We start from the raw sequence: 21,142 nt of genomic DNA on the forward strand, positions 1-21,142 counted from the left end.
TCAGTCCCAGTGTGGCCGATCACCCTCTCAGGTCGGCTACGCATCGTTGCCTTGGTGAGCCGTTACCTCACCAACTAGCTAATGCGACGCGGGTCCATCCATAAGTGACAGCCGAAGCCGCCTTTCAATTTCGAACCATGCAGTTCAAAATATTATCCGGTATTAGCCCCGGTTTCCCGGAGTTATCCCAGTCTTATGGGCAGGTTACCCACGTGTTACTCACCCGTCCGCCGCTAACTTCTTGAGAGCAAGCTCTCAATCCATTCGCTCGACTTGCATGTATTAGGCACGCCGCCAGCGTTCATCCTGAGCCAGGATCAAACTCTCCAATAAAGTTAGTTTGTCTAGCATCTAAAAATAAAAATTGACGTTCACGTTGTTTGTTTCGTTCAGTTTTCAAAGAACTACTCGGTCGCTCATTTGCGACTTCCTTATGTTAACATCTTCGTTTTTCGATGTCAACTAAGTTTTTCAATTTCTTTTTTGTCGTTTGCTGCGTTTCCGCATCAGCGACGTTTATTAATATATCATGCAGTATATACAGGGTCAATACTTTTTCAAAAAAAATTTCACATCCCGTTAAAAACTTTAAAAACACTTGAACAATAGCATTCTATCTCCTCATGTATTCTTTTTTACACGGCTATACGCCTTCCTATTTTACACCTTATCATTTCACTAGGTTTATACGAGAATGAAAATTCTGATTTTTGTGTTATATTATTATTATAGGAGTGTGGTGGGAATGGGCATTAAATATTCGAACAAAATCAATAAAATTCGGACCTTTGCATTAAGCCTAGTATTTATCGGTCTCTTCATTGCATACTTAGGAGTTTTTTTCCGTGACAACATTATTATTATGACAACATTTATGATGGTTGGCTTTTTAGCTGTTATCGCTAGTACTGTCGTTTACTTTTGGATTGGTATGTTATCCACTAAAACTGTACAAATTATTTGTCCAAGCTGCGATAAGCCAACAAAAATGCTCGGTCGTGTCGACGCATGTATGCATTGCAACCAGCCTTTAACACTCGATCCGGGTTTAGAAGGAAAAGAATTTGATGAGAAGTACAACAAAAAAAGCTATAAAGGGTAACACGTGTTTTTACTTTGATCAGTATTTTTTCATCTCCATATAATAAAGAAAGAGGGTGACGATTACGTCACCCTCTTTCTTTATTATATATTACGCCTTATGACACTCTGGACAAACGCCATAAATTTCTAAGCGATGACTATTAATAACGAAGCCTGTCGTTTTCGCAGCTTCCTCTTCAAGCTGTTCCAAACCTCCATAAGGAAAATCAACAATCTTACCACATTTTTCGCAAATCACATGATAATGTTGACTTGTAACATAATCAAATCTACTTGAAGCGTCTCCATAAGTTAATTCCTTTACAAGTCCAACCTCTTTAAATACACGTAAGTTATTATAAACAGTTGCAACACTCATATTTGGAAACTTACCTTCTAATGCTTTATAAATGTCATCCGCTGTTGGGTGCGTCATAGATTCCACAAGGTACTCTAAAATAGCATGACGCTGTGGAGTAATGCGTACACCCGTATTTTTCAGCATTTCTAGCGCTTCTTTTAATTCTTCTTTGACCACCGTCATGCACCCCGATTCTATACGGATTATTATTTTATAATTCTTATAAAGAGTGTACTCCTTTTCTTATAAATCGTCAATATTTCTACTATAAGTATGTGGTTTATTTTTGTATATAGCCTTATTCTTATATACCTTTCCCCATTTTCTATACATTTACATAGAAAAAAGTGCGACATAATCGCACTTGGAATACTATCATCTGAGGAGGTATGCCCTACACTTCACTTTATGTAAGACGATAAAATATGTATAGACACTCGCCTTACTTCTATATATTTTATCTCCACAGTAAATTTACTTTATATAAGAAAGAACATCCTCAATATGTCCTTTCACTTTCACTTTACGCCATTCTTTTACAAGCTCACCATCTTTATTAATAAGGAATGTAGAACGTTCGATTCCCATGTACTCTTTCCCAAAGTTCTTTTTCAACTTCCAAACATTGTACAATTCTGCTACTTTATGATCTTCATCTACTAAAAGTGCAAATGGGAGCTCATGTTTTTCAATAAATTTCATATGCCTATTCACCGAATCAGGGCTTACACCAAGGATGACCGTATCCTTCTCTTGGAATAATCCATATGCATCACGAAAATCACACGCTTCAGTTGTACACCCTGGAGTCATATCTTTCGGATAAAAATATAAAACTACATTTTCACCTCGGAAATCAGCTAAACGAACTTGTTCTCCGTTACTTCCCTCTAATGTGAATTCCGGTGCCATTTCTCCTACTGTGATCATTGTTATCACTCCTTCTCTTTTCTATTACTATAACAAATGCTACCTTATTTTTCATTGTCCATTACAGTCCTTACCACAAAGGCAAACGGTAATGTATATCCAATTAGTGCCTCCCCAATTGCAATCCATCTTCCGACTCCAATCGGAGCTATATCCCCATATCCAACGGACAATAAAGTAACTGCACTAAAATATAAACATATTTCAACAAGTTGAAAGGAATGAGCACTTAGCCTATCCCCATCTTCTTTCAAAACTGCAAAACCCATTTCCTCTAATACAACATAACTTAATCCAAACGCAATCAGTACCGTTGTATAAATCAAAAACAACGTGGCTAAATTATACAGCGAAAAGAAACGCTTGGAATCTGAATATGAACTCCATAATAATTGGACACTTCTCAAAATAGCGATTGCTACAATTAATAGAATAAATCCCCATAACATGTCCTCCACCTCATTTTATATGTATGAGGACTATAGCTGATTTATCCCTTAGAAACGAACAAGCTTCTATAATTAATTTCCTGCACCGCGATATCGTTTGACCCCTTGATTCCAAAGGGTAATTGCAATAGTAAAACAGATAATACCAACAAATGGTGTCGCAAAAGCATAGCTATTCCACTCTGTTTTTCTTAAAAAGTATGCTGCTGGATATACCCCCACAAATGCAAACGGTAAAACAAACGTTAAAATAAAGCGAATAACACGATTATAAATATCAACAGGATAGCGCCCATAATTCCCTATGTTATACATAAGCGGCATAATCGAACTTTTCGCATCCGACCAAAACCCAAGGCTTGCAAGCGTAACAAATATCCCGCCATACACAAGCGCCCCTCCCCCTACCATTAGTAGGAATAAGAAGAAATCATACCAGTAAAAAGATAACTGTAATTCTACTGCTGCATATCCCATTACAATAATTCCTGTAATCGCTCCAATTAAAGATTCGAGTTCCATTCTTTCTAATATAATTTGAAACAAACTATGGATTGGTCTCGTTAATATACGGTCCATTTCTCCTTTAATAATGTAACGATCATTAAAGTCCCATATATTAAAGAAAGCTGAAAAAATGGCAAACGGTACTAAAAAGAAACCGTAAATAAAGATTACTTCTTCTCGGCTCCACCCTTTTAGTGCTTGGGTATGTCCGAACACAACAAGAATGAAGATTAAATTAACAGCTTGTAGTGATAAATCTGAAAGTAATCCGACGATAAAATCGCCACGATACTCCAATTTTGTTTTTATATATTGACTTGCATATTGCAAAAATAATTTTATATACATCATCTCATCATCCCCCTTGTACGATTAGACGTTTTCTCGCCGTTTTCCACATCAGTACAATTGGAATAATAAGTATAATTGCCCAAATCATTTGAAATAATAAAGCTTCATATAACTTACTCCCTTGTATACCTTCAGAGAAAATCATACTCGGAATATAACTAATTGCTTGAAACGGTAAAAACACCATTGCTTTTTGGGCCCATAACGGATAGAAACTAATCGGTAATAATAGACCAGAAAATAAATCGATAACAACACGTTTCGCATACATAATTCCACTATTATTAAATAAGAAGAATGTAAGCATTCCTGTCATTAAATTTATTTGTGTATTAATGATAAAACTAAATATTAAAGATAAGAAGAAATATAACCACGTTTGAAAATTCGTTGTAATTTGTAATGAAAATAATAACGTAACCATAACCATACCTGGAATTGAAAAGAAAGCAAAACGAAATATCCCTTCTCCAAGCCCTTGCATAACTTTCATACCTAAATAGTTGTACGGACGAATTAGCTCTACCGCCACACGCCCTTCTTGAATTTCCATCGCAATTTCTCTATCTATATTATTGAAATAAAAAGCACGTGCCATCCATGCGATCGCAATATACGTAGTCATTTGTGAAATAGATAAACTTTCAATATTCTCTTTCCCGCTATAAATTGCTTGCCATAAAAAATAATACGCACCAATGTTAATCGTATAAATTAAAATCCCGCTGTAATAATTTGTACGATAAGCAAGCATCATTAAAAAGCGAATTCGAATCATTTCAATATACTTACCCATGCATAATACCTTCTTCATAAATGTTACGAATAATTTCCTCTGTAGACACTTCGTTAATTTTCAAATCTTTAATTTGAAAGGCCTGTACTACTTTAGAAATCAACATAGAAATGATAACTTCTTCATTCGGTATTTTTGCCACCCAAGCGTTTTCTTCTTTCGCCTTTGACCAAGCAACATGACTATCTGGCATAACCATTGATAACTCCTGGTATGAAACTGGGGCAACAAACTGAAAATGTATTTCCTTCTCTACTCCCCACTGCGTACGAAGATTATCTAAAGATCCGTCATACATAATATTTCCTTCATCAAGCATGATGACGCGTTCACATAAAGCTTCAATATCAGTAATATCATGCGTCGTTAATAAAATTGTTGTTTTATAACGTTCATTCATCTCTTTTAAAAATTCTCGTATTTTCAATTTCACAAGAACATCAAGTCCAATTGTTGGCTCATCTAAAAATAATAATGGCGGATTATGAATTAACGCCGCTGCTAGTTCACAACGCATTCTTTGACCAAGAGATAATTTTCGTACCGGTTTATCTAATAAAGGACCGATATCTAACGTTTCAATAACATGTTCCATATGTTCCTTATACTGAGCGTCTGATACACCGTACACTTTCTTCAATAAACGAAATGATTCTTGTACAGCAATATCCCACCAAAGCTGTGAACGCTGACCAAACACAACACCAATTGTTCTTACAAATTCTTCTCTCTGTTTGTGCGGATTCATTCCATTCACTGTAATTTGTCCTGATGTCGGAGTCAAAATCCCTGTAAGCATTTTAATCGTCGTTGATTTACCAGCACCATTCTCACCAATATAACCGACCATTTCACCTTGCTTCACAGTAAAAGAAACATCATTTACTGCTGGTACTATTTTATAATTACGATTTAATAAATCGCGAAATGCACCCTTTAATCCCGGACGACTTGAATAGGCTGTAAACTCTTTACGTAACCCTTGTACCTCAATTACCGATTTCATAATCGGACCCCCTTCCTAAATGTCACAACGAATAGTTTACCCAACTGCTCCTTCTATCACAAACAATACGTCTTTTCAAAAAACATGTTAGAATAATACATAGATTTTTGTAAGGAGATGAATTGAAGTGAATTTCACAAAATCAGAAGCGTTACATAAGGAAGCTTTAGAACATATCGTTGGTGGTGTTAACAGTCCTTCCCGTTCTTTCAAAGCAGTTGGAGGCGGTTCTCCGATTGCAATGGAACGTGGAAAAGGTGCTTATTTCTGGGATGTAGATGGAAATAAATATATCGATTATTTAGCAGCATACGGCCCTATTATTACTGGACATGCTCACCCGCATATAACAAAAGCAATTACAACAGCTGCTGAAAATGGTGTACTATATGGAACGCCAACAGCGCTAGAAGTAAAATTTGCAAAAATGTTAAAAGAAGCAATGCCCGCATTAGATAAAGTCCGCTTCGTAAACTCTGGTACAGAATCCGTTATGACAACCATTCGTGTTGCCCGCGCTTACACTGGTCGCACAAAAATTATGAAATTCGCTGGTTGTTACCACGGTCATTCCGATTTAGTACTTGTAGCAGCTGGCTCTGGTCCTTCTACTCTTGGAACTCCTGATTCAGCTGGTGTGCCACAAAGTATTGCACAAGAAGTTATTACTGTTCCCTTTAATAATGTAGAAACTTTAAAAGAAGCGTTAGATAAATGGGGACATGAAGTAGCAGCTATCCTTGTAGAACCAATCGTTGGAAACTTCGGTATCGTAGAGCCTAAACCTGGATTCCTTGAGAAAGTAAATGAGCTTGTCCATGAAGCTGGTGCATTAGTAATTTATGATGAAGTTATTACTGCTTTCCGCTTTATGTATGGCGGCGCTCAAGACTTACTTGGTGTAACACCAGATTTAACAGCACTTGGTAAAGTTATCGGCGGCGGCCTTCCAATTGGCGCTTACGGTGGTAAGAAAGAAATTATGGAACAAGTTGCTCCGCTCGGCCCTGCATACCAAGCTGGTACAATGGCCGGGAACCCTGCTTCTATGGCATCAGGTATTGCATGCCTTGAAGTACTTCAACAAGAAGGCGTATACGAGAAATTAGATGAACTTGGCGCAATACTTGAAAAAGGAATTTTAGAGCAAGCTACAAAACATAACATCGATATTACAGTAAACCGCCTAAAGGGTGCATTAACTGTATACTTCACGACAAATACAATTGAAGATTATGATGCAGCCAAAAATACAGATGGGGAAATGTTCGGTAGATTCTTCAAGCTAATGCTTCAAGAAGGTATTAATTTAGCACCTTCTAAGTATGAAGCATGGTTCTTAACGACAGAACATACAAAAGAAGATATTGAATATACAATTGAAGCTGTCGGCAGAGCATTTGCTGCTTTAGCAGACAATAAATAACCCCTGTAATTAAAAGGAAAAAAGAAAGCAACCTTTCTTTTTTCCTTTTTTCTATTTCATAAATCCCTCATCAATAGTATAATTATTCATAATTATCTGTTTTATATTCTTTTATATCCTTACTATCCCTGTATACAAGGCTAGTTACACCTTAAATAGTAAGATTATTCAAAATTTATTTTCTAGAGGGGGGATTGACGGATGCTCAATAAAAAAAATAAATGGACACCGTCTTTATTTCGGAATTATAAAAATGCAGAACATGATGCGTGTGGAATCGTTTCCGTTATGGAAAAACGAAGAATTCCTACCAAAGAAAACATCGACCTTTGTATACAATCACTCGTCAAAATGAATCATAGAGCTGGTTTCATTAATGGCGAAGGAGATGGTATCGGAATTCATATCGACATGCCAAAAGCACTTTGGAATGAAAAACTGAAAAGTAGCGGATATAATCCAACGATTGTGGATCATCCCCACTTTATCGTTGGACATTTTTTTCTAAACAAAAAAGAAAACATTGCTGAGTTAAAAGATTACATTCGTACGCAACTAAACAATGATAATTTTACAATTGTTCTCGAAAATGATGATGTAATAAACTCAGATGCACTCGGTCCTCTTGGTAAACAAGAAGAACCTTTATTTTGGCAAATTGCCCTTATCGCCGAAAGTAAAGTTAAAAATATTGAACAAACATTATTTTCTATAACAATAAAAATCGAAGAAAATGAAGCAATTCATGTTGCCTCATTAAGTCATGAACATGTTGTATATAAAGTTCTCGGTGCTGGCGATACACTCGTTGCTTATTACAATGATTTACAACACCCACTTATCGCTTCAACTATGACACTGGGGCATAATCGCTATTCTACTAATACGTTATCTAATTTTTTTCGTGTACAACCATTTAGCATTCTCGGACATAATGGCGAAATTAACACGATTGCAAAATTACGCGATCAAGCTGAAATGATTCATGTACCACTTACTGCCGGGGGTAGTGATTCCCAAGATTTAAACCGCACCTTAGAAACCCTTCTCATTCAGTATAACTACAGCTTATTTGAAGCAATGGATATATTATTTCCACCAATTATTAATGAAATAAAACTTTACGAAACAAACTTACAAAACTTATACACTTATATACGTGAGGCTTGGGGGCATTTCGCCCAAGGTCCAGCTGGCATCATTTCACGTTATAAAGATGAAGCTGTTTTCAGTGTCGATTCTCTTGGATTGCGCCCAGTTTGGAAAGTAGAGACAGAGAGCTCCTATATTTTCTCTTCTGAACCTGGAGTTGTATCACCAACTGAGTATGTAGCAGAGCCGAAACCACTCGCTCCTGGAGAAAAAGTTGGACTAAAATGGAATGAACAAGATGAGCTTATTCTCTATGAATACGACAATTATCAAATTGAAGTATATAACCGTTTTAAGAAACGAATCGATATTACCAACTATCATGTAAACTTATCTATCCCTGAAACGACAGAAATCCAGGGGTTATGTGATTCTGTTCAAGTTGAAACGAAGCAATACGTTGCTTTCGGCTGGGATCGAGAACATATTCAGCTCCTTGAACAGATGGCAACAAAAGGTGTCGAACCAATTCGTTCACTTGGGCATGACTCACCACTTGCCGCACTTGATACAGATAGACGAAATATTGCCGATTTCATTAAGGAAAGTGTAGCCGTTGTGACAAATCCAGCAATCGATCGTGATCGAGAAGTCGAACACTTCTCCACACGTACTGTACTCGGAGAACGTCCAAGTTTATTAAATAACTCTAAACAACCATTTGTGATCGAGCTGCTTTCACCAATTATTTTAGAAGGAAGTTTAGCTCGGCCTATCGCGGCAGACTTACAGACGATTACGTACGAACAACTTATACAGCTATTCACCACTCATAGCTCTGTTTCTACAATTTCTGTTACATTTAGTCCATCAGAAACTTTACAAAGCGCGTTAAATCGAATTAGTTCCGAAGCGATAGCAGCCGTTAAAAATGGGGATTCCCTACTATTATTAGATGACGCTAACTCTCATCAAAATGAACTATTATGGATTGATCCACATTTAGTTATCGCTAAAGTACATCAAGCATTAACTGAAAATAACTTACGCCGGAAATGCTCTCTCGTTATACGTTCCGGTGCCCTTCGCTCCTTACACGATATCGTCACGCTATACGGATTAGGGGCAGACGGTATTAATCCATATTTATTATTCGCAACTGTAAATGATGGAACAAAAGCACCAATTACTAATTTGTATACCGCACTTAATAAAGGACTAGAGAAAGTAATTTCAACGATTGGAATCCATGAATTACGCGGTTACGGTCGCCTCTTTTCCTCTATTGGATTACATGAGGAAATCGCAAATACATTACAAATTACAAATTTCTTCGGTTCAAATGATTTAGCTTTTTCACTTGAATCACTTGCTGAAGATGCAAAAATTCGTGCGATTGATTATAACAATCCACAAGTTAGAATGAGAAAATCATTTCATATATTCCCGCGGATTTGGAAAGCAATTGGTGATGTTGCCAAAGGAAACTCTTATGATGATTACCGCGACAAGTTAAGTGAATTAGAAGAAAATAACTCTATCGCAATCAGGCACCTTATTCAAACAAAACAAACAAAACATGTAATTCCGACTGAAGAAGTGTCCATCGGCATTCACAATCATGATTTACCATTTATTATTAGTTCCATGTCATTCGGTTCTCAAAATGAAATAGCCTTCCGTGCATATGCAGAAGCTGCCGATCAGCTAAATATGATTAGTTTGAACGGTGAAGGCGGCGAAATTAAAGATATGATTGGCAAATACCCAAATACACGCGGACAACAAGTTGCATCTGGTCGATTTGGAGTAAACGCTGAACTACTAAATTCATCAAATTTAATTGAAATAAAAATTGGTCAAGGAGCAAAGCCTGGTGAAGGTGGACATTTACCTGGTTCAAAAGTAACTGCCAAAATTGCTGAAGCACGTAATGCTACAATTGGTTCGGATTTAATTTCACCTTCTAACAACCATGATATTTATTCAATTGAAGACTTAGCCCAAATGATTACAGAAATTAAAACGGCTAATCACCTTGCAAAAGTAGCTGTAAAAGTCCCTGTCGTTCCTAATATTGGAACAATTGCTGTCGGTATTGCAAAAGCCGGGGCTGATTTTATTAACATTAGCGGGTTTGATGGCGGAACAGGTGCTGCACGTATTCATGCACTGCAACATGTAGGTCTTCCTGTAGAAATCGGTGTTAAAGCTGCACATAACGCTCTATTAGAAGCACATATGAGACATAAAGTAGAGATTTGGGCAGACGGTGGTATCCGAAGCGTAAATGATGCCTTAAAAATCATGCTCCTTGGAGCAAACCGGATTGGATTTGGTACATTATCAATGATTGCCATTGGCTGTACAACTTGCCGTGGTTGTCATCTCGATACGTGCCACGTCGGAATTGCAACACAAATTGAATCTGAAGCTCAAGCAAAAGAACATGGACTGCGCCGTTTCGTTCCACGTGAATTAGAAAGCGCAGTTGCCGGGCTATTAAACCTATTCACTACTTTCGGTACAGAACTAAAACGTTTAACAGGGCAGCTTGGTTACACAAGCTTACAAGATATTGTCGGGCGATCAGATTTATTAGAACAAACTCGAGGCCAGAACTTATTAGACTTACGAAACTTAATACAAACGATAGAAGATTCATCCGTGAAAATAACAGAATCTGTACAAGAAAAACAATTTGAATCAACTAATTCTCTCCAGTCAAAAGAATTAGTAAGCGTCGGCGTAGAGCAACGTGTAATGGGCGGTCTAGAATCCTGTTATCGTGTTCGTAGTAAATTATATGAAAACACTCAGCTTGAACCACTTACATTAAAGTATACAAACGGTTCTGTTCCTGGAAACGGATTAGGCGCGTACAATAGTGAGAACTTATTTATACACGTAAATGGCGGTGCGCAAGACGGCATTGGGAAAACTTCATTTGGTGGTGGCATTTATATAACGAAAGCAAAAGGAAAAGATGGAACATATTATAACGGTTCTGTCGGAAAAGGATTTGGATACGGCGCTCAAAAAGGTGCATTATACGTGCAAGGTAACGCTGATGCTCGTGCTGGCATTCGCCTTTCTGGGGCAGACATGATAATTGGAGGTAGAATTACAAAACCACTCCGTGAAAAAGAACAAGGGAATATAGGCGCCTATTCCAATATAAAAGGGTTTGCTTTTGAATATATGACAAATGGTCGTGCTCTTGTTTTAGGAGATCCTGGTCCATGGATTTGTGCCGGCATGACTGGTGGTGTTGTTTATTTACGTCATGAGCCAAACTTAGGTTTAACAGAGCAAGCCTTAAAACAAAGAATCGCTAAAGGTGCAAATGTAACATTGCAGCCAATTAGTAAAAATGGTTTGCAAGATGTAAATGAATTATTATTAGACTACATTCGTGTATTAAATGAGCATGAACAATATGAAGAAGTCGCTTTGTTAACACCATTGTTAGATAATATCCAGCTTCACTTCTATGAAATTATCCCGAAAAAAGAACAGGCGGACCCGTCTATCTCAACTGAATGATAAAGTGAAACTTTAATCAGTGGGGGTTTTGTCCATCCCCCACTGATTATTAGCCTTCACCAATCGGGCGTTAATGCGGGATATGTACAATATTTATTTTCATAAAAAAAATTGACGAAGCAAGCATCACATAGTAATCTATAATAACAATTTGAAACCTGCTGAATTTCAGCAGGTTTTTTTATTAAAGAATAGATGTTTAAAGAGAATTTGGAGAAATTATAAATTGATTGTAATTTATTTATTAAACTTTTTAACGTCACTAAAATATCACTTGCTAACATATTGTAATGAATGTATAGTATCATGTTGTACATTCATTATGACAAGAGAAAGGATATCAATAAGGGTATGAAACTTGGTGCTCGCATTTTAAAAACGGGTATTGCCATTACATTAGCTTTATTTGCTTGTATTTTACTTCAATTACCGAGTCCAGTATTTGCGGGAATCTCAGCTATCTTTGCTGTTCAACCGTCTGTATACCGCTCGTATTTAACAGCTCTTGAGCAAATTCAAGCAAACGTAATTGGTGCGGTATTCGCTATCGTATTTGCTACTGCTTTTGGACATAATCCTTTTATTATTGGATTAACGTGTATATTAGTAATTGCTCTTACTTTACAATTACGCTTAGAAAACACAATATCAATCGCTTTAGTAACAGTTATCGCCATTATGGAGTATCAAGGCGAAGATTTCTTTAATTTTGCCTTACTTCGATTCGCGACGATTATGATTGGAATTATTGCGGCTTCGCTTGTAAATTTAGTATTTATGCCGCCAAAATATGAAACAAAACTTTACCATCGCATCGTTGATAATACAGAGGAAATTGTTAAATGGATTCGTATGAACAGTAGGCAAGCTTCTGATTTTACAACGCTAAAAACCGATATTGATCGCATGAAAGAAAAAATGATTAAACTAAATCATTACTATTTGCTGTATAAAGAAGAAAGAAGTTACACGAAGAAAATACAATTCGCAAAAATTCGTAAGCTCGTTTTATTCAGACAAATGTTAGCGACAACAAGCCGCGCTTTAAGCACGTTAAAGTCATTACATCGCACTGAAAATGAACTGCGCTATATGCCAGAAGAGTTTCAGGAATCTATTCAAAACGAACTTGATTCATTAACGCATTATCACGAACAAGTGCTATTAAAATTTATTGGTAAAGCAAAGAAACAACAATCCGTTGAGATGCTTGATGAAGTTGAAACAGGTAAACAAGAATTGATTGATATCTTTATGGATTATCAAAATAAGGACGATGAGGAAGCATATAAAATATGGTTACACCTCTTCCCTCTTATTTCTTCAATTATTAACTACAGTGAGGAAGTAGAGCATTTAGATTTACTTGTGGATAGCTTCTACACATACCATAAACCAGAGAGTGAACTCCAAATCGAAGATAAAAAAGAAGACGAATAAAAAACAGCTCCTTTTATGCTAAAGGAGCTGTTTCTGTTATATGCTGAAGTTGATATAGATTGTAATAAAATCCCCTTTTTTTCATTAACTCTTCATGAGAACCCGTTTCTTTTATTTCACCATCTTCAACATAAATAATTGTATCGACATGCGTGATCGTCGCTAATCGGTGTGCAATGATAATTGTTGTCCGATCTGCCGCTAACGTTTGCAGTGCCTCTTGAATATATCGTTCATTTTCTAAATCTAAAGCGGAAGTTGCTTCGTCTAATATAAGTAAAGACGGATTCTTTAGAAACACTCGTGCAATCGCAACACGTTGTCTTTGCCCGCCCGATAATTTCACACCACGTTCCCCCACGACAGTATCATAGCCGTCTGGCAATTCTGTAATAAAATTATGAATTTGCGCAGCTTTGGCAGCTGAAATCACTTCCGCCTCTGTAGCTTTCGGATTACCATATAAAATATTAGCCCCGATTGTATCACTAAATAATAGATTATCTTGTAGCACAATTCCAATATGACTACGCAAATTTCTCATATTGTACTTTCTTACATCTATCCCGTCTATATAAACTGCTCCTTCAGAAACATCATAAAAACGCGGAATTAAACTGGCGAGAGATGACTTTCCTCCACCACTTGCCCCTACAAGCGCAACTTTCTCTCCTGGGTGCATAGTTAATGACAGATTATGCAATATTTCTTTTTCATCCGCATTATAACGAAAAGAAACATTATCAAATATAACTTCTCCATCTAACCTTTTTGTTTGCACCGCATTTGGCACATTAACAATATCGTATTTTTCATCCAGCAATTCAAACACTCGATCCATCGAGGCGAAAGACTGTGTTAATGTTGTAGATGAATTAACGAGTCGACGAAGCGGACTATATAAACTATCCATATATCCAACAAAAGCAACCATAGTACCCAGTGTTAATGATCCTTGAATTACTTCATACGCCGCAAAACCAATAACAAGTAATGGCCCTAAATCCGTTAACGTATTCACTGCCGAAAACGTTCTCGCCGTCCAGCTCGTATGAGTTAGTGCTTTCGTTAAAAATTCATTATTCCTCTTTTCAAACTGTCCTCGTTCATACTCTTCTAATGCAAAACTACGTGTCACTTGCATCCCTTGAATACGTTCATGTAAATACCCTTGCATAGTTGCTAACGCTTGTGAGCGCTCTTTCGTCAGTTTTCGAAGGCGCCCGAAAAAATATTTCACTGCAACTACATAAATAGGTAAGATTAATAAAGCAACAAAGGTTAATTTTATATTCATAGAAAACATAACGATAATAGCAATAGCAATTGTTGCAGTATCTAACCAGACATTCATAAGACCGGTAATTACAAAGTCCTTCGTTTGTTCTACATCATGGATTACACGTGAAATAAGCTCCCCTGTTTTTGTGTTCGAATAATAACGTAAACTCAATTTTTGCAAGTGCCCAAAAATATATTTTCGTAAATCGTATAGTATTGTATTGGCAATGCGCTGCGCAAAATATTGACGATAATATTCTATCGGTGGTCTTAATATCGCAAAGATAAAAAAAGCAATCCCAATTGCGGTTATTAATTGCGACGTTTTTTCTTGAAGTGAGCCTGTGCCTTGAATAACATCATCAATAATATACTTTAATAACCATGGCATAATAAGCGGGATACCAAACTTCACAAGACCAATAATAATTGTAATAGCAATGAGCCATCGATATGGTTTAACAAATTGTAAATATCTTTTTATACCTTGCACATAATCCCCCCTCTAATAGGACAAACCTGCCGGGAAATTCCCTGCAGGTTTGTTTTAATTTCTGTACATTAAATATCTTTCGTACCACATATCTACGAAATCCGGTGCAAATGGACCTTTTCTTTGATGAATCCACTGTGTTAAATGTGCTACATTTCGTTTTAAAATTGTATCAATAACAGGTGGATACTGCATGATTTGACTATGCTTTTCATACTCATCTTCATCTAAAAGTGTATATGTCATATCTGGATACACTTTAATGTCTAAGTCGTAATCAATATACTTTAATGCTTCAGAGTCATATGCAAAAGGAGAACTTAAATTACAATAATAATATACCCCTTCTTCTCTCAGCATTCCAATCACATTAAACCAATAATTAGCATGGAAGTAACAAATCGCAGGTTCGCGAGTAATCCATGTTCGACCATCTGATTCCGTAACTACTGTACGATCATTTGCTCCGATCACAAGGCTCTGCGTCCCTTTTAAAATTGTTGTCTCTTCCCACATTCTATGAATGGAGCCATTATGTTTATAACTATGTATTTGTACCTTTTCTCCTTCTTTGGGAAATCCCATATATGCTCCCTTCTTTCAACCGCAAATGCTTTTCTTAAGTTGTCTTAACTACCCCTTGAACTGCATTCACTTTTTTTCTATTATAACTTTTTTGTCAAAATTTTAAAACTAAAGCGATAGGACACTTGTTTTCATGAGGAATATAATGAAGTTTGTATGATTGAATACCACATCACTAACCCTTTTAACTAAGGAACATTTCCTATGAATTAGCAATACGTATTTTAGAAGATTAAACGAAGATATAACAAAAAGAAAAGCCCCCTCACCTCTGTTCAAGAAAGGACTTTTCACATAAAATCAACAACATATCTCACCCTTAATTTGAAATTATTTTTTCGGTTTCAAAAGATTGAATCACATTATTCGTTTGCTGTTCAAATTTTTCATGTAAAAGTTTTAATGCTATTTCTGTTCTATATATTTCTTGACGGATAAAATGCAATTCTTTTTTATCGCACGTATCCCTTTCACTCATTTCAATTTGCTGATACTTCTCTAAATGCGATTGTAACTTTAAAAGCTCATCCATCGTTTCCAACTGCTCTCCTACCAACTTATCAAAATCGTTCATCACTTACCCCCTTTTAAATTCATTCGCCAGTTATAATTCCTATTACATATTTCTAATCGCGCACTTCTTTCTCCTTTGACTACATTTGTTGACTTATTAGAAGTTATGTCGTTCCCTTTATTTTCATTACAATGACTCCTGCACACATAGAAAACACTTCTCTCGAACGGAGAAGTGTTTTTCCATCATTACTGATTTGAGCTAGAAGATTGTGATTGTTTTGCAGCTGATTGTGCATTTTGTTTTTTCACTGCATGCACATCTGTTTCAGTTGCAAACTCTGTACCATAACTAGCATTTGCACTTTGAGCAGCAGAAGCTTGTGCTTTCTGTGCCTCTGATTGTGCGTTTGCTTGTTTTACTGCTTGTACATTCGTTTCAGTTGCAAACTCTGTACCATAGCTAGCATTTGTACTTTGAATGCTAGCACCAGAAGTTGCCTTATTATAACCTTGTTGTTTTTTACTCATCTTTCTCACCTCCACAACCAATAATGTAACCAATTCCCTTCGAAGTTATCCTTAATTTTCTTTTTAAAAATTTACGAATATATCTCTTATCACTCATTCAAACTACATATGATGGAGGTGGGAATATGTATACTGGACGTGATATGACTGAGCTGACGATGATTTCCAAAAATGAATGGAACAAGGATGAATTAGCTCATTTTCATCATTCATTTCAACAAATTATGCCTTATCTAAATGTAGAGGGACAAACAATTTATAAAGAAATTGTGAAAGAAATCGAGTCACGTGGCGGATTATAAACGCGTGGATTTCTAACCTCAAAATACAAATTTATTTTCAATATAAAAAACGTGTTCCAAATTTCTGGAACACGTTTTTATTATTTATCCCGCATTAACGGGCAGTAAGACCCCACCTCAAAATGCAGCGAAAGCACAGAAGTTAGGTGGGGATCAACTGCTCATAAAAGCCCGATTGGTTCAACTAATAATCAGGGGGGGATGAAGAAAACCCCCACTGATTAAAGTTTCACTTTATTGCATTGTAATTTTCTCAACACACTTTTCGTAAATTGTACGATGTGATTTCGAGAAAGGTAACTGCTCAAACGCTTCTTTCGACACAAACTTTAGTGTATCCGTTTCGACAATATTACCTGTTACTTTTCCGTAAAATATAAATATATCCCAAGTACGATGTGTAAAAGTATGTTGTACATTCATCGCATATTTATCAATTGAAACAGAAAGATCAAAGCTCTCCTTCATATAATCCGTAAGCTGTTGTTTCTGATTACGAATACCTTCAACTAGTTCAATATTCGGGAACTCCCACATGTTAGCCAGTAATCCGGTACTTGGACGTTTATTAATGACGTAACGACCATCTTCCGTTTGAAGCACCCCTGCAACAATCGGTACCATCGTAGGAGCCTTCGCTTTACTTTTTACTGGTAACTCCTTTTGAACGCCTTCAGCATACCCTCGGCAATGTTCACGTACAGGGCAAAGTAAACACGATGGATTTTTCGGTATACAAATTAATGCTCCTAATTCCATCAAGCCTTGATTAAAATAAGATGGATTTTTAGCCGAAATAATTTCACGCACAATCTCTTCAAACACTTTTCTCGTCTTCGGTTTTGCAATATCATCCCACACTGATAAAATACGAGATAATACGCGCATAACGTTTCCATCAACCGCTGGCTCTGGTATGCCATATGCAATACTTAAAATGGCACCTTTTGTATATGGTCCCACTCCTTTTAATTTTTCAATTTTCTTTACATCGCTCGGTACTGTCCCACCGTATACTTCTTTTACTTCTTTTACTGCTGCATGTAAATTTCGTGCTCTAGAATAATAACCTAAGCCTTCCCATGCTTTTAATACCTCTTCATCATCGGCATCTGCTAACGCTTCAAGCGTAGGAAACTTCCCCATAAAATTTGCGTAATATGGTTTTACAGCTTCCACCCTTGTTTGCTGTAACATAATTTCCGAAACCCAAACACGGTATGGATCTTTATTTTTTCGCCACGGTAAGTCGCGTTTCTCTTTTTCAAACCAACCAATTAAATCAATTTGAAACTGCTCTATGTTAAAATTATTTAATATTTCAAGTGTCAAACTTGATCCCCCTCATTTTTTTGCATATAAGTACTATTATAAAGATTTTAGGAAAAAATTTAAGTAAGATGACATAGGAAATAGAAGACAAAGGACTTGAGGTATCGAATAAAAAGAGTTACATTAATAAAAAACGGAGGTGGATTTCTATGGACACAGCCACTCACCTTGTTATGGGCGTTACTCTAGGCAGTTTGGCAACGTTAGATCCAGCCATAGCACAAAGTGATATTGGACCACAAGCAGTTATGCTTGCTACAATTGCCGGTTCCAATATTCCTGACATCGATACAGTTTTAAAATTGCGTAATAACGCTAAATATATAAGAAATCATCGCGGGATTACTCATTCCATTCCTGCAGTAATTCTTTGGTCATTCCTTATAAGTGGCATCTCGTTCGCCTTCTTTTCAGACGCTCCATATTTGCATCTACTACTTTGGTCATTTATTGCCGTCTTTCTTCATGTCTTTGTGGATATTTTCAATGCCTATGGTACACAGGCATTAAGGCCCTTCACCAAAAAATGGGTAGCACTTGGCATAATTAATACGTTCGATACTGTCATTTTCTTTATCCATATACTTGCAATTGCTTGTATGCTTGTCGGATCACATAAAGGATATACTGCTTTAGCGGCGTATATCTTAATGTTTGTTTACTACATCGGCCGCGTTATGATGCATCGAAATATTAAAAGTGTAGTATACAAACGTTTCAAAAATGTAGAGAAAGTAATTATTTCTCCTTCTTACAAATTTTATCATTATCATTTAGCCGTCGTAACAACGGAACATTACTACGTCGCAAGATGGCACCGCGGTAACATTCTTGTATACGATAAATTTGATCGCTTACCGTTCCCGAATACTGCCATTATGAAGGCTGCTGTGCGAGATGAAAATATATCTGCTTTCTTATCTTTTTCACCTGTATATCGCTGGGATATTTTCGATTATGATAACTATTATGAAGTTCGGTTCATTGATTTGCGGTATCGAAGCAAAGATTATTATCCATTCGTCGCAATCGTTCAACTCGATCAAAATTTAAATATTATTAGTTCATATACGGGATGGATTTTCAGCGAAGAAAAACTTCGAAAAAAACTGGAATTACTTCCACATTAAAAAAAGCGACTTAAGTCGCTTTTTTTAATGTTTCAAATGATCTTCTTGATTGATTAAATGGCTATATTTCGGATTATTGGTACGCATTTCATGAAGGCGACCTCCATGATTATTAATCCATGTTCGTACCACTTGTTCAGTCATTTCATCACCTTGATAACGACCTGATTTAGCATAAGTTGTTTGAAAGTCTTCCCACAATAATTCAACCCACGCACGAGCTTGTGCGTAAGAAAGTTTGTCATTTTTGTCTAATAATTCTTTTGTTAATGCTTCGTGAATATCATTCATGTTCTATTCTCCTTTTACCTATTTATTCCCTTAATTTCTAAAGGATAGTTTCTTTTATTTTGCACATTCTATAAGTGATACTTCTTAAAGAGGTATCAACTGATGATGAGGAGGGCGTTCGCAATGGGTAAACAAGCCGAATTTTGGTCTGAGTCAAAAAACAACAGCAAAATCGATGGTCAGCCGAAAGCGAAATCACGCTTCGCTTCGAAACGACCTAACGGCACAATTAACACGCACCCACAAGAACGTATGCGTGCTGCAAATCAGCAGGAAGAATAGTACAGGTACAACCTAAAAAATTAACTTCCTACACGAGGTGATAAAGATGAGCTACCGTGATCGTTTAGATAGTCGTTCTGAATTATTTAACCATACGTGGACTCGTCCGAAACATGCGAAAGCGCAAGTTAACGGACAGACGCAGCAAACCCAGTCTCTCATTATATTGGCCAATGAATGTAAAAAACGCCAATTTTAGAATCTCCTATCTCCTTTAACGCCTACCAAAGATGAAAACCAGAGAGATATTCGCTCTCTGGTTTTTATTTTTCTTGCAACAAGGAAATTGGTATCCCAATCTCTTCATTATCATTTTGCTTATAACCCCAAGCAAATACCCCATTGAAGTACGTGATTTTAAATAATACACCAGGTTCTTCTACTAATTCATATGTCTCATCAATATGGAATTTGTTTATATCAGTCATGTAAGCACGGGCCATGGCCATTTTTCTCATTAACACATCGAATTCATTTACAATTCCAAGTTGCTCAGCCTTTACTGCTTGCTCCTTCAAAGCCCCAATTTCTTCTCTAAGCTCATGCGTTGTCATTTCACTGTAGCGTTTTGGCATATTCATCTTATTATTCCCCTCATCCCTCTTCACGTTTCATTTGTAAAAATATCTCTATCTCATCAATAGAGAATCCTTTTCGATATAACGCTTGTTTCATCTTATTTTCGAATGTCCATCCATCATACTTCTTATATTTCTCATAATATTTATTCCCATGATAGTGTAACGCTTCTTGTTGCTGTTCGTCATCTTTTTCGTCTTTCAATTCTTCTAAACAAATTTGAATTACATCTCTAGAATACCCTTTACGAATAAGCATTTCGTCTAACTTTAGCTTCATTTGTAAAAATGAATGCTTTTGATAAGATCTTTTCTTCTTTTCTATAAGAACCAAAGCATTTTCAATTTGCTTCTCCTTTGGATACTCTTGTAAACTATGTGTAATGATTAGATCCTGAACACCTTTATTTAATAACTCTCTTTTTATAACAGTTGGACCCTTTCGATTCACATTACTTTGCGTTCGCGTATATAAAATGGCGTACTCTTTATCATTAATATATCGATCGTGTAATAATTTCGAAACGACTTCAGAGATGACGGCCTGTCCCACTTCTTTTTTTCGTAAATAGTCTTCTACTTCTTTTTTTGTTCTCATTTGATAGGATAGATAGGAAATTGCTTGTAAATATGCTTTTTGTACCTCTTCATTGTACAAAATATTCCCTAACGCTATTTCATCAATTTCGAACCCTTTTTGTAATCCATGTTTCATTAAGATTACTTGATCCACACTAAATCCGTATTCTTCACCTTGACCTTTATCAATATAAATATTAAATCGTTCTTTCGATCGTTTTTGTACTTCTATTTTTGTAATGACAGCCATACTCTCAC

22 protein-coding genes and 1 rRNA gene (1 of these 23 running past the window's edge) are annotated in these 21,142 nt (G+C 36.4%); 8 read left to right on the forward strand and 15 right to left on the reverse strand.

Features of this window, described 5'->3' with window-relative positions; genetic code table 11:
- Positions 1 to 333, reverse strand: a 16S ribosomal RNA gene (locus SJY24_RS27815) (it extends 1,219 nt beyond the left edge of the window).
- Positions 334 to 745: 412 nt separating this feature from the next.
- On the opposite strand from SJY24_RS27815, the gene SJY24_RS27820 reads away from it, so the two are divergent.
- Positions 746 to 1,102 (forward strand): YgzB family protein, encoded by a 357-nt coding sequence (locus tag SJY24_RS27820; protein WP_377866952.1) that lies wholly within the window; start codon positions 746 to 748, stop codon positions 1,100 to 1,102.
- Between the two features lie 90 nt (positions 1,103 to 1,192).
- Here SJY24_RS27820 and perR read toward each other — a convergent pair whose 3' ends face one another.
- From perR to SJY24_RS27850, 6 genes are all read right to left on the reverse strand, one after another.
- On the reverse strand, positions 1,193 to 1,621 hold the full coding sequence (perR, locus tag SJY24_RS27825) for a peroxide-responsive transcriptional repressor PerR (RefSeq protein ID WP_000237831.1): 429 nt from the start codon (positions 1,619 to 1,621) through the stop codon (positions 1,193 to 1,195).
- A 297-nt stretch (positions 1,622 to 1,918) separates the two neighbouring features.
- Complete coding sequence (gene bcp, locus SJY24_RS27830; protein ID WP_098888575.1) at positions 1,919 to 2,374, reverse strand: thioredoxin-dependent thiol peroxidase; 456 nt, start codon at positions 2,372 to 2,374, stop codon at positions 1,919 to 1,921.
- A gap of 44 nt (positions 2,375 to 2,418) precedes the next feature.
- The gene (locus tag SJY24_RS27835) at positions 2,419 to 2,823 is read right to left on the reverse strand and encodes an ion channel (protein ID WP_377866953.1); all 405 of its coding nucleotides are present in this window, start codon (positions 2,821 to 2,823) and stop codon (positions 2,419 to 2,421) included.
- 72 nt (positions 2,824 to 2,895) lie between these two features.
- On the reverse strand, positions 2,896 to 3,681 hold the full coding sequence (locus tag SJY24_RS27840) for an ABC transporter permease (RefSeq protein ID WP_377866954.1): 786 nt from the start codon (positions 3,679 to 3,681) through the stop codon (positions 2,896 to 2,898).
- Positions 3,682 to 3,685: 4 nt separating this feature from the next.
- Complete coding sequence (locus tag SJY24_RS27845; protein WP_000521526.1) at positions 3,686 to 4,477, reverse strand: ABC transporter permease; 792 nt, start codon at positions 4,475 to 4,477, stop codon at positions 3,686 to 3,688.
- The gene (locus SJY24_RS27850) at positions 4,470 to 5,483 is read right to left on the reverse strand and encodes an ABC transporter ATP-binding protein (RefSeq protein ID WP_000843652.1); all 1,014 of its coding nucleotides are present in this window, start codon (positions 5,481 to 5,483) and stop codon (positions 4,470 to 4,472) included. Before SJY24_RS27850 ends, SJY24_RS27845 begins: the two co-directional genes overlap by 8 nt.
- A 127-nt stretch (positions 5,484 to 5,610) precedes the next feature.
- Between SJY24_RS27850 and hemL the strand changes: the two genes are divergently transcribed.
- From hemL to SJY24_RS27865, 3 genes are all read left to right on the forward strand, one after another.
- The gene (gene hemL / locus SJY24_RS27855) at positions 5,611 to 6,909 is read left to right on the forward strand and encodes a glutamate-1-semialdehyde-2,1-aminomutase (protein ID WP_377866955.1); all 1,299 of its coding nucleotides are present in this window, start codon (positions 5,611 to 5,613) and stop codon (positions 6,907 to 6,909) included.
- 201 nt (positions 6,910 to 7,110) lie between these two features.
- Positions 7,111 to 11,547 carry a glutamate synthase-related protein gene (locus tag SJY24_RS27860; protein ID WP_377866956.1) on the forward strand — a complete coding sequence of 1,479 codons (4,437 nt, stop codon included), beginning with the start codon at positions 7,111 to 7,113 and terminating at the stop codon, positions 11,545 to 11,547.
- A 351-nt stretch (positions 11,548 to 11,898) separates the two neighbouring features.
- A complete protein-coding gene (locus tag SJY24_RS27865; protein WP_000765794.1) occupies positions 11,899 to 12,987 on the forward strand; it encodes an FUSC family protein in 1,089 nt (362 codons plus the stop codon).
- 13 nt (positions 12,988 to 13,000) lie between these two features.
- Here SJY24_RS27865 and SJY24_RS27870 read toward each other — a convergent pair whose 3' ends face one another.
- The 4 genes from SJY24_RS27870 to SJY24_RS27885 all read right to left on the reverse strand — a co-directional run bounded on the left by SJY24_RS27870 (position 13,001) and on the right by SJY24_RS27885 (position 16,390).
- Positions 13,001 to 14,761 (reverse strand): ABC transporter ATP-binding protein, encoded by a 1,761-nt coding sequence (locus SJY24_RS27870; RefSeq protein WP_377866957.1) that lies wholly within the window; start codon positions 14,759 to 14,761, stop codon positions 13,001 to 13,003.
- Between the two features lie 54 nt (positions 14,762 to 14,815).
- Positions 14,816 to 15,346 carry a nucleoside tri-diphosphate phosphatase gene (gene ntdP / locus SJY24_RS27875; protein WP_000506627.1) on the reverse strand — a complete coding sequence of 177 codons (531 nt, stop codon included), beginning with the start codon at positions 15,344 to 15,346 and terminating at the stop codon, positions 14,816 to 14,818.
- Positions 15,347 to 15,665: 319 nt separating this feature from the next.
- Positions 15,666 to 15,920: a YgaB family protein gene (locus SJY24_RS27880; RefSeq protein ID WP_000997589.1), complete on the reverse strand. Its 255-nt coding sequence runs from the start codon at positions 15,918 to 15,920 to the stop codon at positions 15,666 to 15,668.
- A gap of 188 nt (positions 15,921 to 16,108) precedes the next feature.
- A complete protein-coding gene (locus SJY24_RS27885; RefSeq protein ID WP_000039043.1) occupies positions 16,109 to 16,390 on the reverse strand; it encodes a gamma-type small acid-soluble spore protein in 282 nt (93 codons plus the stop codon).
- Positions 16,391 to 16,515: 125 nt separating this feature from the next.
- Here SJY24_RS27885 and SJY24_RS27890 point away from each other — a divergent pair, with 125 nt between their 5' ends.
- Complete coding sequence (locus tag SJY24_RS27890; RefSeq protein WP_002094743.1) at positions 16,516 to 16,692, forward strand: hypothetical protein; 177 nt, start codon at positions 16,516 to 16,518, stop codon at positions 16,690 to 16,692.
- Positions 16,693 to 16,926: 234 nt separating this feature from the next.
- Here the strand turns inward: SJY24_RS27890 and mutY are convergent, their stop codons facing one another.
- Positions 16,927 to 18,024, reverse strand: a complete 1,098-nt coding sequence (gene mutY / locus SJY24_RS27895) for an A/G-specific adenine glycosylase (protein ID WP_377866958.1) — start codon at positions 18,022 to 18,024, stop codon at positions 16,927 to 16,929.
- Between the two features lie 149 nt (positions 18,025 to 18,173).
- Between mutY and SJY24_RS27900 the strand changes: the two genes are divergently transcribed.
- On the forward strand, positions 18,174 to 19,154 hold the full coding sequence (locus SJY24_RS27900; RefSeq protein ID WP_377866960.1) for a metal-dependent hydrolase: 981 nt from the start codon (positions 18,174 to 18,176) through the stop codon (positions 19,152 to 19,154).
- Between the two features lie 24 nt (positions 19,155 to 19,178).
- On the opposite strand, the gene SJY24_RS27905 is transcribed toward SJY24_RS27900, so the two are convergent.
- Positions 19,179 to 19,445 (reverse strand): YfhJ family protein, encoded by a 267-nt coding sequence (locus tag SJY24_RS27905; protein WP_229134061.1) that lies wholly within the window; start codon positions 19,443 to 19,445, stop codon positions 19,179 to 19,181.
- A 123-nt stretch (positions 19,446 to 19,568) separates the two neighbouring features.
- On the opposite strand from SJY24_RS27905, the gene SJY24_RS27910 reads away from it, so the two are divergent.
- Complete coding sequence (locus tag SJY24_RS27910) at positions 19,569 to 19,727, forward strand: small, acid-soluble spore protein K (RefSeq protein WP_000517891.1); 159 nt, start codon at positions 19,569 to 19,571, stop codon at positions 19,725 to 19,727.
- A gap of 46 nt (positions 19,728 to 19,773) precedes the next feature.
- On the forward strand, positions 19,774 to 19,926 hold the full coding sequence (locus tag SJY24_RS27915) for a YpzG family protein (protein WP_000122093.1): 153 nt from the start codon (positions 19,774 to 19,776) through the stop codon (positions 19,924 to 19,926).
- Positions 19,927 to 19,990: 64 nt separating this feature from the next.
- Here SJY24_RS27915 and SJY24_RS27920 read toward each other — a convergent pair whose 3' ends face one another.
- Both SJY24_RS27920 and recX read right to left on the reverse strand, forming a co-directional pair.
- Positions 19,991 to 20,308 carry a YfhH family protein gene (locus tag SJY24_RS27920; protein ID WP_377866962.1) on the reverse strand — a complete coding sequence of 106 codons (318 nt, stop codon included), beginning with the start codon at positions 20,306 to 20,308 and terminating at the stop codon, positions 19,991 to 19,993.
- Positions 20,309 to 20,321: 13 nt separating this feature from the next.
- Positions 20,322 to 21,134 carry a recombination regulator RecX gene (gene recX / locus SJY24_RS27925; RefSeq protein ID WP_377866964.1) on the reverse strand — a complete coding sequence of 271 codons (813 nt, stop codon included), beginning with the start codon at positions 21,132 to 21,134 and terminating at the stop codon, positions 20,322 to 20,324.
- Positions 21,135 to 21,142: the final 8 nt, after the last annotated feature.

This window comes from Bacillus sp. R86525 (genome assembly GCF_042466195.1).
Taxonomy (GTDB): Bacteria; Bacillota; Bacilli; order Bacillales; family Bacillaceae_G; genus Bacillus_A; species Bacillus_A nitratireducens.

Bases quoted from the DNA above. Each gene is read 5' to 3' on its own strand.
- SJY24_RS27820 (WP_377866952.1), top strand. From the start codon at position 746: ATGGGCATTAAATATTCGAACAAAATCAATAAAATTCGGACCTTTGCA.
- bcp (WP_098888575.1), bottom strand. From the start codon at position 2,374: ATGATCACAGTAGGAGAAATGGCACCGGAATTCACATTAGAGGGAAGT.
- SJY24_RS27835 (WP_377866953.1), bottom strand. From the start codon at position 2,823: ATGTTATGGGGATTTATTCTATTAATTGTAGCAATCGCTATTTTGAGA.
- SJY24_RS27840 (WP_377866954.1), bottom strand. From the start codon at position 3,681: ATGATGTATATAAAATTATTTTTGCAATATGCAAGTCAATATATAAAA.
- SJY24_RS27845 (WP_000521526.1), bottom strand. From the start codon at position 4,477: ATGGGTAAGTATATTGAAATGATTCGAATTCGCTTTTTAATGATGCTT.
- SJY24_RS27850 (WP_000843652.1), bottom strand. From the start codon at position 5,483: ATGAAATCGGTAATTGAGGTACAAGGGTTACGTAAAGAGTTTACAGCC.
- SJY24_RS27860 (WP_377866956.1), top strand. From the start codon at position 7,111: ATGCTCAATAAAAAAAATAAATGGACACCGTCTTTATTTCGGAATTAT.
- SJY24_RS27865 (WP_000765794.1), top strand. From the start codon at position 11,899: ATGAAACTTGGTGCTCGCATTTTAAAAACGGGTATTGCCATTACATTA.
- ntdP (WP_000506627.1), bottom strand. From the start codon at position 15,346: ATGGGATTTCCCAAAGAAGGAGAAAAGGTACAAATACATAGTTATAAA.
- SJY24_RS27880 (WP_000997589.1), bottom strand. From the start codon at position 15,920: ATGAACGATTTTGATAAGTTGGTAGGAGAGCAGTTGGAAACGATGGAT.
- SJY24_RS27885 (WP_000039043.1), bottom strand. From the start codon at position 16,390: ATGAGTAAAAAACAACAAGGTTATAATAAGGCAACTTCTGGTGCTAGC.
- SJY24_RS27890 (WP_002094743.1), top strand. From the start codon at position 16,516: ATGTATACTGGACGTGATATGACTGAGCTGACGATGATTTCCAAAAAT.
- SJY24_RS27900 (WP_377866960.1), top strand. From the start codon at position 18,174: ATGGACACAGCCACTCACCTTGTTATGGGCGTTACTCTAGGCAGTTTG.
- SJY24_RS27905 (WP_229134061.1), bottom strand. From the start codon at position 19,445: ATGAATGATATTCACGAAGCATTAACAAAAGAATTATTAGACAAAAAT.
- SJY24_RS27910 (WP_000517891.1), top strand. From the start codon at position 19,569: ATGGGTAAACAAGCCGAATTTTGGTCTGAGTCAAAAAACAACAGCAAA.
- SJY24_RS27915 (WP_000122093.1), top strand. From the start codon at position 19,774: ATGAGCTACCGTGATCGTTTAGATAGTCGTTCTGAATTATTTAACCAT.
- SJY24_RS27920 (WP_377866962.1), bottom strand. From the start codon at position 20,308: ATGAATATGCCAAAACGCTACAGTGAAATGACAACGCATGAGCTTAGA.
- recX (WP_377866964.1), bottom strand. From the start codon at position 21,134: ATGGCTGTCATTACAAAAATAGAAGTACAAAAACGATCGAAAGAACGA.